Raw genomic sequence first — 15,380 nt, 5'->3', positions numbered from 1 at the left:
GATGGAAGTAAAAGATATCTTTTCTTACGATTGGAGCTACCTTCTACCCGAGTTCATCATTTTGGGCTTTGCAACGCTGCTTTCTCTAATCGACTTGTTTATGGGCAAGCGGGCCAATCGGGCGATCCTCGGCTGGCTGGCCTTGGCAGGTGTCGTGGTGGCAGGGGGATTTGTCGTCTCCAACATGCAGGCACTGGACGAACCATTCTCATATATGGCCGACATGCTGCGCGTCGACGATTTCGGCAACGCCTTTAAGCTGCTGTTTCTCGGTGGGGTGGCGTTTACTCTGCTGCTCTCCCTCTCCTATATGAAGACGGGGGAAGTACAGCACAGCGGAGAGTACTATTACCTGCTGCTGACCGGATTGCTCGGTGCGATGGTGATGGCCTCCTCGGCCGACCTGCTCACCCTGTTTATCGGCTTGGAGCTGTTGTCGCTCTCCTCCTACGTCTTGGTTGGTTTGCGCAAAAAAAGGCTGCAGTCCAATGAGGCTGCCTTTAAATACGTCGTATCGGGATCCATTGCAACAGCCTTTACTTTGTTCGGGATGTCATACGTATACGGGCTGACTGGGACGACCAACCTGTACCAGATCACCCAGCGGCTCAATGAGGCTTATGTTGCCGGGTTTGGGTTTCTTGTCCTGCTCGCGTTTGCCTGCCTGGTCGTCGGGCTCAGTTTTAAAATCTCCACTGTGCCCAATCACATGTGGGCTCCCGATGTGTATCAAGGGGCTCCGACACCGGTAACCGCGTTTTTGACGACCGTCTCCAAGGCGGCGGGATTTGCCCTCGTCTTTCGGCTGCTGCTGATCGCTTTTATCGGCCTGTACAATCCGGAAAAAGCACCAGAAGGCGGACGGGTCTTTATGGAAGATCTCAGCTTCTATCTGTCCATTATCGCCGCTTTATCGATGATTATCGGCAATACCATGGCATTACGGCAGACAAACGTCAAGCGGATGATGGCCTATTCCGGTGTGGCCCAGGCAGGATATCTGCTCGTACCGTTCGTCACGCTCACCTCGCTCTTCTTTGAACAGGCGCTCTTTTACCTGTTCGCTTATCTGCTGATGGCCTTTGGCGCATTTGCCGTGATCATGGTCGTGACACGTGAGCAGCAGACGGAGGATCTCAAAGCGTTCGCTGGTTTGTATCATCGTTCGCCGTTTGCCGCCATTGCGATGAGCATCTTCCTGCTGTCGCTGGCCGGGATCCCTGTAACAGCCGGCTTTTTCGGCAAGTTTTACATCTTCTGGAGTGCGATCTGGCATGAGAACTATTGGCTGTCTGCAGTGATGATTGCCACTAGTGTTGTTTCGTACTACTATTACTTTGGGATCATCCGGCAGATGTATATGCGACCTGGGCGTGAGGAGACACGGGTGGTCTTTCCGGCTGGTGTTGCAACTGTCGTAACCATTACCGCTGTGTTGACGGTGCTGTTTGGCATTATGCCTGGCACAGCTATCGATTTTATCCATGCCAACTTCAACTCAGGGTTTGACTTCGGCAATATGTTGGTTCCCAGCAAATAAGGATGACGGTTGGACCAAAAGAGAGGGGCTGCATACCATCTCCCTCTCTTTTTTCTTCCTCCGTCGGCGCATCCGGCAGGAGTAAAGCACTGCGACGGGCGAGAAACGATAGGAAGCGGTAAGGCGGCGGCCATGCTTGGTGGTGATCGCTTACCAGTCGCCGTTTTTCGTCAGTCCGAGTTCTTTACCCGTTCAGAGTAAGAGAAGATCTGAAAACGGAAAAAAGGGTTTGAAGTAAACGAATTGGAGGTAATCAAATGGTAAACTCCGTCGGCATATCCGCGCTTTTGTATATTGTCCTGACAATTATCTTTATTGCCATTAGCTGGTGGGCCTTGCAAGCGTTTCGGTTTGATTTGTTCGTCAAGAAACCGGACGGGGCCCAAGCCAAGCTGCTGCAAGTCCTGTTGTCCATCTTTATCGGACACGGCGTGGCTCAGTTTTTTATGGAGTACCTAGGTCATTCCCTGCTGCTGCAAAATCTCTTTCAGTAAATAGCGAATGGATTGGTCGGCACTGGTATGTATCTCCATTTTCCCGTTAAGAATAGTTGTAAAGAAGAAGAAACGGGGAGAGAGAAGATGGAGAAGCATACATGGCGGGGGAGCCTGCTCCTAGCGGTATTATTGCTGGTCGCTGTTGGTCTGCCGGTACTGTCAGCGGACGATCAGCCGTCTAGTTCCTGGGATAGCGCTGCAGCCCTGCTCGAGGCGGTAGAAGCATCCGGTGCACAGGTGAGCGAGGTCGAGTTGCGCGCTACCATTGATGGTGACCATCTGCCTGATGCAGAGTACCTAAGGGCAAAAGCCAATGAGTGGAACAGCCTTCTCGGGCTTTCGGTTCCACAGGATCCTCAACAGGACAAGGGAACATATATCATGCAAACGCTGGGTGTTTTTGGTGAAGCGAAGCTCCATGTACGATTCGTCGGTGTACCGCAGAATTCCGGATTTCGTACCTATTTAGTCGTCAAAATGACAGGTGAGCGTTCCGCTCTCAAGGATCTGGAACAGCTGTATCAGCAGGTGACGGAGAGATTAGCCGAAAAATCGGCAATTCCGCATTTTAGCACTTGTGTTCGCGGAATATACAGTGATACACTGAGTGATGATCAACAGGAAGGTAAAGTTTTCGCCGTTTTACAATATCTCCGTGCGCAACCAGTTGAGCGTCTGCACGATGAGACAGTACTGAGTTTGTCCGCTTATGCCGGACAGTGGCAGCACTGGATCAAGACGGGTCAACACAAGATGAATCTGCAAGTAGCTACCCATACCGATACAATGGGTGAGATAACGCGAATCACCGCAGGGACACCGATCATAACAGCGGAATACTAAGCACCCGGAGGGATTTCATTGGAAAAAATTATTGTCCGCGGTGGTAAGGCATTAGCGGGTAAGGTAAAAGTGTCCGGTGCAAAAAACGCCGTCCTCCCGATTATTGCAGCCTCAATTCTGGCGGAAGAGGGGACATGTGTCATCCATGATGTACCGGCATTAGATGACGTATATACGATCTGCGAGCTTTTGAAAACGCTCCAGATATCGATTACATATGAAGACGAGATGTTGACGATCAATGCTGCCAACCTGGATGGTTGTGAAGCCCCATATGAGTTGGTTCGCAAGATGCGAGCTTCGTTTCTGGTGATGGGACCGCTGCTTGCTCGGCGGGGCAAGGCGCGAATCGCCCTGCCAGGCGGTTGTGCAATCGGGACGAGGCCGATCGACCAGCATCTCAAAGGCTTTGAAGCGATGGGGGCCAAAATCGAGATTGGACAAGGTTTTATCGAGGCGGTTGCAGACGGTCGACTGAAAGGCGCCAAGATCTATCTCGATGTGGCTAGTGTCGGCGCTACAGAAAATATCATGATGGCGGCAGCCATTGCCGAAGGTACTACGGTGATTGAAAATGCGGCGGAAGAACCGGAGATCGTGGATCTGGCCAACTTTCTCAATGGTATGGGAGCCAAGATCCGCGGCGCCGGGACAGGCTCAATCCGCATTGAGGGAGTAGATCGGCTGCACGGCTGCACCCATGCGGTCATTCCCGATCGGATCGAGGCGGGCACGTTTATGGTCGCTGCAGCTATTTCAGGTGGAGATGTCTTTGTAGAAGGTGTGATTTGCGATCACTTGAAGCCGATCACCGCCAAGTTGCGGGAGATGGGTGTAGAGGTTGACGAGCAGGAAAACGGTGTACGCGTGAAGCGTACAGAATCCTTGCGGGCTGTTGACGTGAAGACTTTGCCGTATCCTGGTTTCCCTACGGATATGCAGTCGCAAATCATGGCTTTGCTGCTTGCATCAGAGGGGACAAGCATTGTCACCGAGACCGTTTTTGAAAATCGTTTTATGCATGTCGAAGAGTTCCGCCGCATGAGCGCCAATATCAAGATCGAAGGACGAAGTGCGATTGTCGAAGGAGGCGCTCAACTGACCGGTTGCAGAGTGTGCGCAACCGACCTGCGGGCGGGTGCCGCGCTGGTGCTGGCAGGCTTGATTGCCGAAGGAGAGACGGAAGTGATCGGTCTAGAGCATCTGGACCGGGGCTATGTCAACTTCGCCGAAAAGCTGCAGGCTTTGGGTGCGGATGTAAAGCGGGTAAAGGAACAAGAAAGCACATCTGCGGCAGATGAAACCGATATGCAGCCGAAAGCGAAACAGACCGGCCAGGTCAATCTCTCTGTCAATCTGGCATAAATGTACGCCATGTGCTGCTTCTACCGGGCACAGCAGGCCATCATTCAGCCAGACATGTTAGAAAGACCCAGACAGCATGTTCTCCGGCAAATACGGAGAACAGCTGTTTTTTTGTTCAAATCTTTTTTTCTATTTCCAGTACCTTGTGCTGTGCTCCCTCTGTGCTATTATTATGGAAATGCGATCACGCAAAAAAAAGACAGATTCAGGCTGTAGACAACGTAAAGAAGGAGAGTAGCTCTTTGACTATAGTCTGAAAGATGATTTGTCAAAAGATTCAAACCAAAGAAGGGTTGGAGTGGAATCATGAACAAGCAACAGCGGACAGAACTGCTGCGGCTGTTGGAAGAGGACAGCCGTCTGAACAGCTCGCAGTTGGCCAAACTGCTGGGAACGACAGCAGATGAGGTGGAACAAGAGATTCAGGCTTTGGTCGACGAAAAAGTGATTGTCAAATTTCCGGCACTGGTCAACTGGGAACGAATCGACGACAATCCCTATGTGACTGCGATGATAGACGTGAAAGTGACTCCGAAGCGGGAAGTCGGATTTGACGAGGTGGCAGAACGTATCTGCCGTTTTCCTGAAGTAAAGGCCGTCTATCTGATGTCTGGTGCCGGCTATGATTTGTCTGTCGTACTGGAGGGCAAGACGATGCGGGAGGTGTCCAGTTTTGTCTCACAGAAACTGGCGACGCTCGACTCTGTCATCTCAACTGCCACCCATTTTATCTTGAAACGGTACAAACATGATGGCATTGTGCTGGAAGAGCGGGATGACGACCGCAGGATGGTGGTTAGCCCATGAGTGAGCAGGTATCCACGCGAAGCCGCTTGTCAGAGACAGTCAGCGCGATCCGTCCGTCAGGCATTCGCCGTTTTTTCGATCTGGCTTCCTCGATGGAAGGCGTCATATCGCTGGGGGTCGGGGAACCGGATTTCGTCACTCCCTGGCGCGTTCGTGAAGCGTGCATTTCGGCCCTGGAACGAGGCTATACGGCGTACACGTCCAACGCCGGTACGTTGGAGTTGCGTCGGGAGATTCAACACTACCTGGAAGAGAGATTCTCTGTCTCGTATCGTGCGGAAGAGGAGATCATCGTCACGATTGGGGCAAGTGAGGCAATTGACATCGCCTTGCGCGCGGTCCTCGATCCGGGTGATGAAGTTCTGGTGGTGGAACCTTGCTACGTCTCCTACGAGCCGATCATCCGGCTGGCGGGAGGAGTGCCTGTCTTTTTACAGACATCGGCACGAAACAACTTCAAGCTGACTCCGGAGGAGATGGAACGCTGCATTACACCACGGACAAAAGCGATCATTTTTTGTTATCCCAACAACCCGACCGGCAGTACGATGAACAGGCAGGAGTGGGAAAAGCTGGCGGCCGTGATCGAGCGTCACGACCTGCTGGTCCTCTCAGACGAAATCTACGCAGAACTGACATACGACCACCTGCACGACAGTTTTGCCGCCCTGCCGCGAATGAAGGAGCGGACGATCCTGATTTCCGGTTTTTCCAAAGCGTTTGCTATGACCGGATGGCGGCTGGGATACGTCTGTGCCCCGCCTGATCTGACGGCAGGGATGTTGAAAATCCATCAATATACCATGTTGTGTGCGCCGATTATGGCGCAGATGGCGGCGGTTGAGGCACTTCGCCGCGGACGCGATGATGTAGAGCGGATGGTTGAGAGTTATCGACAGCGGCGCAACTACATCGTTCGCTCTTTTTCTGATATCGGTCTCGCCTGTCACGAACCGGAGGGGGCGTTTTACGCTTTTCCTTCCATTGCATCAACCGGGCTCAGCGCAGAGGAGTTTGCCGAGCGACTGCTGATGGAAGAAAAGGTAGCCGTCGTTCCGGGGGATGTATTTGGTCAGAGTGGCCAGGGACATATCCGATGCTCCTACGCCACATCGCTGGAGCAGTTGGAGAGGGCACTTGAGCGGATAGACCGTTTTCTGTCACGACTCTAGGGTATAACCTGCAAACACGACTCTCGTAATCTCTTTCGTTCTATCTTCCCCAACGAGGACATAGACTATAATGTCGGGTCGTCCAGTATCGTTGGGGAGGATGTTTTTATGAAGCGAATCGCACTCACTCTACTCGTTCTTCTACCTGCTCTCGTAGTTTTCATGCCGGCTGTGCTCGTCTACTATCTAGCAGATTCTGCCTCCGACCCGCTGCCTTCACCCAAACCAGAGGAAGACCCCGACCAGCCATCTGCTTCTTCGCTGCAGATCCACGTCTACAGGACTGAGCAGCAGCGAGTGGAGACAGTCCCCCTCGACCGTTACCTGGAAGGGGTGGTGGCTGCCGAGATGCCGGCTGAGTTTGAACTGGAAGCGCTAAAAGCTCAAGCTATGGCAGCACGTACCTACATTATACGGAGACTGGCTGCTGGACGGTTTGATGACGTGCCGGAAGGAGCGCACGTGCTGGATACGGTGAAACATCAGGTCTATCTGGATGAACAGCAGCAGAAAATCCGGTGGGGCAGCGATCATGAATGGAAGAGCCAGAAGATCAGTCAGGCGGTAAGTGAGACGAGAGGCATGATTCTCACCTACCAGGGAAAACCGATTGATGCCACCTTTTTTTCAACAAGCAATGGTTTTACCGAAGATGCAGAAGATTACTGGCAGCATTCGATTCCGTATCTGCAAAGTGTAGCCAGTCCCTGGGATCAGGAGTCTCCCCGTTTTCGGGAACAAGTCGTGATGGATGTAGCGGAGTTGGAGCAGAAGTTAGGCACTCGCCTGGATCTGACAGCTTCCTCAGCGGGCAATTGGTATACGGTGCTGGAGCGGACCACTGGCAATCGCATTGGACGTGTTCGGATTGGCAGCAAGGTTTACAGCGGCCGGGAAGTGCGGGAGAAGCTGGGCCTCAATTCGACGGCGTTTACCATGCAGCTCTCCTCGGGGCGGGTCGTGATTACAACCAAAGGATATGGTCACGGCGTCGGGATGAGCCAGTGGGGCGCCAATGGAATGGCCAAGTCCGGCAAAAGCGCGGAGCAGATCGTGAAGTATTTTTACCAAGGGGTAGACGTGCAGAACTACCAGCAGGTCATCAAGATCTAGGATTTGCATTTCGTGGAGTAATGAAAAAATTTCTTTTTTTCACCCGTTCTCAGGTTTAAGCGGTAAAAATCTGGCGATACTGAGGACTGAGGTGATAAGAAATGGAAGATCAAAAGAATCAAAAACAACCGATTCCATTTAAAAAGACATCAGCCTGGAGATCGTTCCTGGGCAAAAAATGGGCGTTCCCAGCTATCTACATCGGAACCGCAGCAATCATCCTCGCTATTGTGATGTGGTATCAGGGAACAGCCAATGACACCCCGCTTGACAAGACAGACGTGATGGATGGTGTCACTGTGACCACCCCTGAAGACGGCAGTCAGGCAGCGGTAACAGATGAGACGGATCAATCAGCTGTACCAGTCAATACCCCGTCGCAACCATTGGCGTGGCCGGTAGCCAAAGATGTTCCGTTTGAAAAGGGAATGGGCTTCTTCGACGATGCAGCTCCCGAGGAAGAGCAGGAAAAGGCGCTCGTACAGTACGACGGGGCCTACACGCCGCATACCGGGATTGACTTTGTGGCCAAAGATGAACAACCATTTGATGTGATGGCTGCCCTGGACGGAAAAGTAACCAAGGTGAAAACAGACCCGCTGGTCGGCGTCCTCGTCGAGATTGAACACAGCGACAAGATGACCACTGTATATCAAAGTTTGGAATCCGCTTCCGTAAAACCGGGAGATGAAGTGAAACAGGGTCAACTGATTGGGAAAGCCGGTCGCAACGTATACGAAAAGGATGCTGGTGTCCACCTGCACTTCGAAGTGCGTGTCGATGGCAATGCGGTCGACCCGGAACAATATTTGAGCAAAGCAGAATCGCAGTAAGAGAAAACCACTCTGGCGTTAACAGGAGAAAAAAACCCGGTCCAAAGCCGGGTTTTTTTCATGCTGTCAAGCGCTGTAAAATCCGGCATGTGTACACGCCTGTGAAAAAAGATTGAGTGCTGCCAGCTTGTCAGGCTTGGAAACGTAGAATATGTGTCCCCACCTACCCATATATTGTATCAGACAATTCCGATACAGGGAGGCGAGGGGCGTGCATGATTACATCAAAGAGCGGACCATAAAGATTGGCCGATATATTGTGGAGACGCGGAACACGGTTCGCATGATCGCCAAAGAATTCGGTGTTTCCAAGAGCACAGTGCACAAAGATCTGACAGAGCGACTGCCCGAGATAAATCCAGAATTGGCAAACCAGGTAAAGGAGATACTGGAGTACCACAAAGCAATCCGTCATCTGCGAGGAGGGGAAGCGACCAAGATCAAGTACAAACGGAAAAGCAAAAAGGTGAGACGAGAACAGGAAGAAAGCGTTTAGATTTTATTGGTTATAACGTGAAGGTTTTCCTTGTCCTCACATGAAATCCGGCCTATGATATTAGTAATGAATGTTTACACCGTACAGGGAGGCCCTTTCATGTTTAACAAAGATATCGGGATCGATTTAGGCACGGCCAATGTGCTGATTTATGTGAAAGGAAAAGGAATTGTACTTGATGAACCTTCTGTAGTAGCTATTGACAGTCAATCGAAAAAAGTACTGGCCGTAGGCCATGAGGCACACCGTATGGTAGGAAGGACTCCCGGCAATATTGTCGCAATCCGACCGCTGCGCGACGGAGTGATCGCCGATTTTGAGATTACAGAAGCGATGTTGAAGCACTTTCTCGCCCAGATTGGCGGCAAGAGTTTGTTGACCCGTCCCCGTGTTTTGATCTGCTGCCCAACCAACATCACATCTGTGGAGCAGAAGGCGATACGGGAAGCGGCTGAACGAAGTGGTGGTGCACGGGAGGTCTACCTGGAAGAAGAGCCGAAGATTGCAGCAGTAGGTGCGGGGTTGGACATCTTTCAACCCTCTGGCAATATGGTGGTGGATATCGGGGGAGGCACGACTGGCGTGGCAGTTCTTTCCATGGGCGATATCGTCACCTCCTCTTCTATTAAGGTAGCAGGCGATAAATTTGATCTAGCTATCATGAAGTACATAAAAGACAAATACAAGATGCTGATTGGAGAGCGCACGGCTGAGGAGATCAAGATTACGATCGGGACCGTTTCCGGCGGACGCCAGGACGAAATGGACATCCGTGGACGCAATATGGTGAGCGGGCTGCCGCAAACCATCACGATAGCGTCGCACGAAGTCCAAGAAGCCCTGGCTGAGTCGGTTAGCGCAATTGTACAAGCATCAAAAAATGTTTTAGAGCGAACACCTCCGGAGCTTTCTGCCGATATCATAGATAAGGGGGTTTCCGTGACAGGCGGCGGGGCCCTGCTGCACGGTCTTGACCAACTGCTGGCTGATGAACTGCGGGTTCCGGTACTAATCGCTGAAGACCCGATGATGTGTGTGGCCAAAGGTACCGGATTGATGCTGGAATATCTGGACAAGCTACCGAGCAGGAAGAAAAAGCTTTTTGGATAAGGGGGTTGACCTCATTTGATCAGGGGATTGTACACGGCGGCTTCAGGCATGCAGTCGCTGCAGCGACAGCAGGAGTCGCTTTCGAACAACCTGGCAAACATCAATACGCCGGGATACAAACAGGATGACGCTGTGATGCGTTCGTTTCCCGAACAGTTGATATCGCGCATCCGCGACTCGCAAAGTCCGGACATTCAGGGATGGCCTAGCATTCCCAGCCAGCCCGCCGTGATCGGCGGGCTGCATACCGGTGTATACGTCCCAGAAGCGATATCCAACTTTGCGCAGGGAGATATCGAGCAGACCTATTCCGCTTTCGATGTGGCGTTGACAGACAATCTGCCGATCGATCCGGATGGGCCAGTCGTCAACGGCAAGCCGGTTCAACCACGCCTGTTTTTCGGTGTGGCGCGACTGCAGGATGATGCTCAGTTGGATCAGCCGGTCGACCCTGCCAATATCCGCTATACCCGGAATGGCAGTTGGCAGGTAAACGACCAGGGGTATCTGGTGACAGCAGAAGGATACCACGTATTGGACCAGCAAAATCGTGCGATCCGCGTAAACGGTCTGCAAGACTTGGTCGGAGGCACCATCGACGTGGGAGAAGATCTGAAAATTTTGCCGGATGGACAGTTGCTGCGGCCTGACCCATTTGAGCCGGAGGGGACATATGTACCGTTAACCGAGCCGTTGAATAATGAACCCGGACCGCGGATCGGGATCAAAGTTGTCGACGATCCGTACCAGCTCGTACGGGAAGGAAACAGTGTGTACCGCTGGGAAGGAGAAGAGGTCCCGGCTGACGTATCCGAAGATCCTGCGCTTGAAGGTTTTTACGCGGTTCGTCAGGGCTGGATTGAACGGGCAAACGTAGATTCTGCCAGGACGATGACCGATATGATGACCGTCCTGCGGGCTTACGAGGCGAACCAGCGGGTCATCACCACCCTTGACGGTACATTGGAAAAAGCGGCTAACGAGATTGGCCGGGTAAACGGATAAGCTAGTTACAACCTTTGAGGAAAGGGGTGTACGGAATGCAATCCTTACACATATCCACTTCCGCTTTGCGCAGCATTCAATACGCTCTAGATACAACAGGCAACAACCTGGCCAATCTGGACACAGTTGGCTACAAGCGGCGCAATGCCTCGTTTTCTGAGCTGCTGTTTGACTCCATGAACGAGCAGCCGTACAATGATAGGGAGAACCGTACCACGCCACCGGGACTCAGAATTGGCAGCGGTGTCCGATTGGGTGAGACGCGCCTGGATATGAGCCAAGGCAATATGAAGGCGACTGACGTCCCGACTGATCTGATGATCGAGGGGGAAGGCTTCTTCCTGGTGAGACGGATGGACAACCCTGACGAGTACGTCTTCACCCGTAATGGTGCATTCCAACTGATGCAGAACACATCTGGAACCTATAGCCTTGTCAATGCATCTGGCGACAAGCTGGTGGGGGAAGATGGTTTCGAAGTGGAGTTGGACATCGACCCCTCTGATACGATTTCGATCAGCCCTGATGGCCGGATCATGGTGAATGGGGCGGAAGAAGATCCGCGCATTCCGGTCTGGCACATCCCAAATCCAGGGCAGTATCGGCAGATCGGAGACAACGAATATGTATTGACGCTGCCGGATGGAGTAAACGATCCGAGTTTGGTGATGGGCTTTTTAAATTATGAAAACCCCGAGTATCCTCCTGCCCAGGAAAACCTGAGGATTGGATCCAAGATCCGCCAGGGAGCCCTGGAGATGTCCAATGTGAATCTGCAGGAAGAGATGGCCAAACTGGTTACCGTTCAGCGGGCTTATCAGTTAAACGCACGTGCAGTCGCAATCAGTGAACAAATGATGGGGATTGCCAATTCCCTGCGCAGCCGCTGAAGCCACATCCGTGCACGCTGACTGCTGAAGCAGGCTGAACAGGCGGCGCATACGAAAAAACGGAGGCAGTCCTGATGGAACAAGTGGAACAAAACCGCTATTCGCGCAGGCCGCAGCAAACAAGCGAGCAAAAGAAGCCGAAGCCCAATGGCAGGGCCAACAAGCGGGTTTTGCTGTTGACGAGAGTTCTGTTGATCCCCGGCTTGTTGTTTCTGTCGCTGATCGTGGGGTTGATGATCGGCTACAGTGTACTGGGGGATCGCCCTGTATCGGAGGTCTTTGATCTCCGTACGTTTACCCATATGTACGACTTAATCTTTGAAGGCACGTAACACAAAGGCATCGTACAGCAGAGTTTTCGGCCTTGTTCCGAAAGCTCTTTTCTTTTTATCGTGTGCATCCTCCTTGACAGGTATTCTTTGGCAAAAGCCCTGTTGCTGTTCAACAAACAATGGAGGTATAATGAAACAAGTGGTCAAGGAGTGTCGCGTGTCAGAGGTGGGACCCACGGAGGGATTCGGATGAACGTTCCTAATGCTCTAACGATCTTTCGGATTTTGCTGGTACCGATCTATCTATACATCTTCTTTTCATCATATCCCTACAAAATCGAGATCGCCTATGTCATATTGATCATCGCGGGCTTGACGGATATAATCGATGGGTACATTGCCAGAACCTATAAGTTAATAACCGAATTTGGAAAAATGATGGATCCTTTGGCAGACAAGCTGATGATGTTAGCGGTAATCACATCATTTTTTTTGACAGAGCGGATAAGTGTATGGGCCGCCCTGTTTTTCTTTGCTAGGGACATTGGGATGATTGTCGCTTCCGCCATTTTTCACTTGCGTGGAAAAAAGACTGTTCCAGCCAATGTGTTTGGCAAGCTGACAACAGTCTTGTTCTATCTGGTATTTACCCTGATTATGTTTCAGTATCCGTACGCCGAGATTGGGCTGTGGTTTGTCATCGTTTTTTCGTTTGTCACCAGTGCCGTCTATGTGGTCAAGTTCCGGTTGATCAATCGGGTATCATAAGGATAAAGAGCACTTCTTCAGCGAGAAGTGCCCCTTTATCTCAATCCCGCATCCCCGCAGGGAAAGGGAATTGACCATAGTTTATATGGCCAAGAGTCTCTTCATGCGTGCGGGACAAGCAATCTTAATGGAAATGGAGTTGTTGGCATGGAAATTTCGGCAGTTCTTGATAGCACACAGATTCAGGCGATTATTCCGCATCGATACCCGTTTTTACTGGTCGATCGGATCACGGAATTAGAAGTTGGGAAACGGGCAGTCGGTCTGAAAAACGTCACGGTGAACGAGCCGTTCTTCGAGGGACATTTTCCCCAATACCCGGTGATGCCGGGGGTCCTGATCGTAGAAGCGTTGGCCCAGGTTGGCGCGGTTGCGGTGCTCAGTATGGAAGAGCATAAGGGCAAGCTTGCTTTTTTCGCCGGCATTGACCAGTTTCGTTTTAAGGAACAGGTGACGCCAGGGGATACACTGCAATTGGAAGTGGAAATGACCCGGCTGCGGGGTACACTAGGAAAAGGGCATGCTGTGGCGCGAGTCGGCGAGAAGGTCGTGGCTGAAGGAGATCTCCTGTTTGCCCTGTCCAAGGCATAAAGGCTTATTCCAAATAGTACTGTTACACAAGAGGTAAACTCCGTTATAATAACGGTAGATTTACTTTTGAAAAGAAAGCGTTACGCTGACGTAACTTTTTGCAAACGGATTGCGTCTAACTAACGAGGGTGGGTATGTTTTGATGCAGGTCGCAAAGATACTGGGTGTACCATTTAAGACGAGTGGCTTTGAGGAGACCGTGACTCACCTGACGGGACGTATCGATGCAGGCGATCGAACCCATGTGGTCACAGCCAATCCGGAAGTGGTGATGGTGGCTCGCAGCAATCCTCATTTTAGGGCGGTTTTGGACCAAGCCTATGTCGTTCCAGATGGCATCGGCATTGTATATGCAGCGCGGTGGCTGAACTACCCGATGCGAGAGCGCGTGACGGGAATCGAACTGATGACTGCCTTGATGGAACGTGCCAATGCTTATGGGTGGAGTGTTTACCTGCTGGGTGCCAGTCCTGATGTGATCGGAAAGGCTGCCTCAACTCTCAGCACGCAGTACCCGCAGTCCCGGATCGTCGGTGTTCGTGACGGGTACTTCTGCAAAGAGGAAGAAGCAGCAATCGTAGAAGATATCGCCGCCAAACGCCCCGATTTGCTGTTCGTAGCACTTGGTTCCCCCAGGCAGGACGAGTGGATACACACGTACTGGGAGCAGATTCAGGTTCCCTTGGCGATGGGGGTAGGTGGCAGTTTTGATGTGTTGGCAGGTGCCGTAAAGCGCGCCCCTCTCATTTGGCAAAAGATGCATGTTGAGTGGCTTTACCGCTTGATCAGTCAGCCTTCCCGTTGGCGACGGCAGTTAGCGATTCCGCAATTTGTGGCTGCCGTTCTGCGGGAAAAATGGACACAACGAATGCAATCGTAAGGGTAAGAGAGGAGAATACAGATGTCCAGCTATGTTTTAGGGCTCTTGACTTCACTGCTGATTGCTTTTTTGGCCACACCTTATGTAAAGCGTCTTGCAGTCAAGCTGGGAGCGGTGGATGCTCCCGACAGTCGAAAAGTACATACCAAAATCATGCCGCGCATGGGCGGTTTGGCTATATACCTGGGATATGTGGTTTCCTTGTTTCTGTTTGTACCATTGACAAATGAAATCATCGGTATCTTTATCGGGGGAACGATCATTCTGCTCGTCGGTATGTTGGATGACCGATACCAGCTTGCTCCCAGATGGAAGCTGCTCGGGCAGTTGGTTGGCGTTGCCATTGTTGTCATTCCGTTTGGTTTGAAGATTGGCGTGGTTAACCTGCCGTTCGGTGGCATGATCGACTTTTCCAGCGGTTGGCTCGTCTGGCTGGCCATACCGATTACGATGTTCTGGATTGTTGGCGTAACCAACGCGATCAATCTGATCGATGGCTTGGACGGGTTGTCGGCGGGAGTATCGGCGATTGCTACCGCCACGATGGCGATTATGGCCCTCATCATGAATGACATCGTCGTCTCCACTTATTGTTTTGTCCTGTTAGGAGCCATTTTGGGGTTCCTGTATTTCAACTTCTATCCCGCCCGCATCTTCATGGGAGATACGGGAGCGCTCTTTCTCGGGTTCAACCTGGCTGCGCTGTCCGTGATGGGCTTTAAAGAAGCGCTGTTTGTCTCCTTCATCATCCCGATCGTCGTGCTTGGTGTGCCTCTGTGGGATACGTTTTTTGCGATCGTTCGCCGCATTGTCAACAAGAAGCCGATATCCAGTCCGGACAAGGGACATCTGCATCACTGTCTGCTGGACATGGGCCTGTCCCATCGGACTACGGTGATCACCATCTACGGGGTCAGTATCCTGTTTGGAGCAACGGCGATCCTGCTCACCCAGACGGAAGCCTTATGGGCCTCGATTATCATTATGGGCATTTTGCTTGTTGTGATTCACATGGCAACGGAAGTGACGGGTCTGGTCGGCAGGGGCCACCGTCCGATCATCAACGCCTACCGCCGTCTAACTCGGAGGACGCAATAATACGGTTTATTAAGTGAAAAATACGTGAAGCCGCATCTGTTTAAAGCAGATGCGGCTTTCTTTTTTTAAAACGAAGATTTTTGCGACTGCACGTATGGAC

General features: G+C 51.7%; 17 protein-coding genes. All 17 read left to right on the top strand.

What is annotated here, in order from left to right; translation table 11 throughout:
- The first annotated feature begins 1 nt into the window (after position 1).
- The 17 genes from nuoN to LOK74_RS19165 all read left to right on the top strand — a co-directional run bounded on the left by nuoN (position 2) and on the right by LOK74_RS19165 (position 15,280).
- Positions 2 to 1,540 carry an NADH-quinone oxidoreductase subunit NuoN gene (gene nuoN / locus LOK74_RS19245; protein ID WP_230043610.1) on the top strand — a complete coding sequence of 513 codons (1,539 nt, stop codon included), beginning with the start codon at positions 2 to 4 and terminating at the stop codon, positions 1,538 to 1,540.
- Positions 1,541 to 1,797: 257 nt separating this feature from the next.
- Positions 1,798 to 2,034, top strand: a complete 237-nt coding sequence (locus LOK74_RS19240) for a DUF1146 family protein (protein WP_230043609.1) — start codon at positions 1,798 to 1,800, stop codon at positions 2,032 to 2,034.
- An 87-nt stretch (positions 2,035 to 2,121) separates the two neighbouring features.
- A complete protein-coding gene (locus tag LOK74_RS19235; RefSeq protein ID WP_230043608.1) occupies positions 2,122 to 2,880 on the top strand; it encodes a YwmB family TATA-box binding protein in 759 nt (252 codons plus the stop codon).
- Positions 2,881 to 2,898: 18 nt separating this feature from the next.
- Positions 2,899 to 4,245, top strand: a complete 1,347-nt coding sequence (gene murA / locus LOK74_RS19230; RefSeq protein WP_230043607.1) for a UDP-N-acetylglucosamine 1-carboxyvinyltransferase — start codon at positions 2,899 to 2,901, stop codon at positions 4,243 to 4,245.
- Between the two features lie 306 nt (positions 4,246 to 4,551).
- On the top strand, positions 4,552 to 5,052 hold the full coding sequence (locus LOK74_RS19225) for an Lrp/AsnC family transcriptional regulator (RefSeq protein ID WP_230043606.1): 501 nt from the start codon (positions 4,552 to 4,554) through the stop codon (positions 5,050 to 5,052).
- Entirely contained in the window at positions 5,049 to 6,224 is a 1,176-nt protein-coding gene (locus LOK74_RS19220) for an aminotransferase (protein WP_230043605.1), read from the top strand. The genes LOK74_RS19225 and LOK74_RS19220 overlap by 4 nt, the downstream gene beginning before the upstream one ends.
- A gap of 108 nt (positions 6,225 to 6,332) precedes the next feature.
- Positions 6,333 to 7,337 carry a stage II sporulation protein D gene (spoIID, locus tag LOK74_RS19215; protein WP_230043604.1) on the top strand — a complete coding sequence of 335 codons (1,005 nt, stop codon included), beginning with the start codon at positions 6,333 to 6,335 and terminating at the stop codon, positions 7,335 to 7,337.
- Positions 7,338 to 7,438: 101 nt separating this feature from the next.
- Entirely contained in the window at positions 7,439 to 8,170 is a 732-nt protein-coding gene (locus LOK74_RS19210) for a M23 family metallopeptidase (RefSeq protein WP_230043603.1), read from the top strand.
- Between the two features lie 211 nt (positions 8,171 to 8,381).
- Entirely contained in the window at positions 8,382 to 8,666 is a 285-nt protein-coding gene (spoIIID, locus tag LOK74_RS19205) for a sporulation transcriptional regulator SpoIIID (RefSeq protein ID WP_230043602.1), read from the top strand.
- Between the two features lie 99 nt (positions 8,667 to 8,765).
- Entirely contained in the window at positions 8,766 to 9,776 is a 1,011-nt protein-coding gene (gene mreB / locus LOK74_RS19200) for a rod shape-determining protein (RefSeq protein WP_230043601.1), read from the top strand.
- Positions 9,777 to 9,791: 15 nt separating this feature from the next.
- A complete protein-coding gene (locus LOK74_RS19195; RefSeq protein WP_230043600.1) occupies positions 9,792 to 10,781 on the top strand; it encodes a flagellar hook-basal body protein in 990 nt (329 codons plus the stop codon).
- Positions 10,782 to 10,816: 35 nt separating this feature from the next.
- Positions 10,817 to 11,671 carry a flagellar hook-basal body protein gene (locus tag LOK74_RS19190; protein ID WP_230043599.1) on the top strand — a complete coding sequence of 285 codons (855 nt, stop codon included), beginning with the start codon at positions 10,817 to 10,819 and terminating at the stop codon, positions 11,669 to 11,671.
- A 74-nt stretch (positions 11,672 to 11,745) separates the two neighbouring features.
- Positions 11,746 to 12,003: a DNA-directed RNA polymerase subunit beta gene (locus LOK74_RS19185; protein WP_230043598.1), complete on the top strand. Its 258-nt coding sequence runs from the start codon at positions 11,746 to 11,748 to the stop codon at positions 12,001 to 12,003.
- A gap of 189 nt (positions 12,004 to 12,192) precedes the next feature.
- A complete protein-coding gene (locus tag LOK74_RS19180; protein WP_230043597.1) occupies positions 12,193 to 12,711 on the top strand; it encodes a CDP-alcohol phosphatidyltransferase family protein in 519 nt (172 codons plus the stop codon).
- Between the two features lie 147 nt (positions 12,712 to 12,858).
- The gene (gene fabZ, locus LOK74_RS19175) at positions 12,859 to 13,302 is read left to right on the top strand and encodes a 3-hydroxyacyl-ACP dehydratase FabZ (RefSeq protein WP_230043596.1); all 444 of its coding nucleotides are present in this window, start codon (positions 12,859 to 12,861) and stop codon (positions 13,300 to 13,302) included.
- Positions 13,303 to 13,444: 142 nt separating this feature from the next.
- Entirely contained in the window at positions 13,445 to 14,182 is a 738-nt protein-coding gene (locus LOK74_RS19170; RefSeq protein ID WP_230047062.1) for a WecB/TagA/CpsF family glycosyltransferase, read from the top strand.
- A 21-nt stretch (positions 14,183 to 14,203) separates the two neighbouring features.
- On the top strand, positions 14,204 to 15,280 hold the full coding sequence (locus tag LOK74_RS19165; RefSeq protein WP_230043595.1) for a glycosyltransferase family 4 protein: 1,077 nt from the start codon (positions 14,204 to 14,206) through the stop codon (positions 15,278 to 15,280).
- Positions 15,281 to 15,380 lie beyond the last annotated feature (100 nt).

This window comes from Brevibacillus humidisoli (assembly GCF_020923435.1).
In the GTDB taxonomy this organism is placed as follows: domain Bacteria; phylum Bacillota; class Bacilli; order Brevibacillales; family Brevibacillaceae; genus Brevibacillus_E; species Brevibacillus_E humidisoli.
This window is presented reverse-complemented; position numbering and strand designations above follow the sequence as displayed.

Bases quoted from the DNA above. Each gene is read 5' to 3' on its own strand.
- spoIID (WP_230043604.1), top strand. From the start codon at position 6,333: ATGAAGCGAATCGCACTCACTCTACTCGTTCTTCTACCTGCTCTCGTA.
- nuoN (WP_230043610.1), top strand. From the start codon at position 2: ATGGAAGTAAAAGATATCTTTTCTTACGATTGGAGCTACCTTCTACCC.
- LOK74_RS19225 (WP_230043606.1), top strand. From the start codon at position 4,552: ATGAACAAGCAACAGCGGACAGAACTGCTGCGGCTGTTGGAAGAGGAC.
- LOK74_RS19165 (WP_230043595.1), top strand. From the start codon at position 14,204: ATGTCCAGCTATGTTTTAGGGCTCTTGACTTCACTGCTGATTGCTTTT.
- fabZ (WP_230043596.1), top strand. From the start codon at position 12,859: ATGGAAATTTCGGCAGTTCTTGATAGCACACAGATTCAGGCGATTATT.
- LOK74_RS19235 (WP_230043608.1), top strand. From the start codon at position 2,122: ATGGAGAAGCATACATGGCGGGGGAGCCTGCTCCTAGCGGTATTATTG.
- LOK74_RS19240 (WP_230043609.1), top strand. From the start codon at position 1,798: ATGGTAAACTCCGTCGGCATATCCGCGCTTTTGTATATTGTCCTGACA.
- LOK74_RS19185 (WP_230043598.1), top strand. From the start codon at position 11,746: ATGGAACAAGTGGAACAAAACCGCTATTCGCGCAGGCCGCAGCAAACA.
- LOK74_RS19220 (WP_230043605.1), top strand. From the start codon at position 5,049: ATGAGTGAGCAGGTATCCACGCGAAGCCGCTTGTCAGAGACAGTCAGC.
- LOK74_RS19180 (WP_230043597.1), top strand. From the start codon at position 12,193: ATGAACGTTCCTAATGCTCTAACGATCTTTCGGATTTTGCTGGTACCG.
- LOK74_RS19170 (WP_230047062.1), top strand. From the start codon at position 13,445: ATGCAGGTCGCAAAGATACTGGGTGTACCATTTAAGACGAGTGGCTTT.
- LOK74_RS19190 (WP_230043599.1), top strand. From the start codon at position 10,817: ATGCAATCCTTACACATATCCACTTCCGCTTTGCGCAGCATTCAATAC.
- LOK74_RS19210 (WP_230043603.1), top strand. From the start codon at position 7,439: ATGGAAGATCAAAAGAATCAAAAACAACCGATTCCATTTAAAAAGACA.
- mreB (WP_230043601.1), top strand. From the start codon at position 8,766: ATGTTTAACAAAGATATCGGGATCGATTTAGGCACGGCCAATGTGCTG.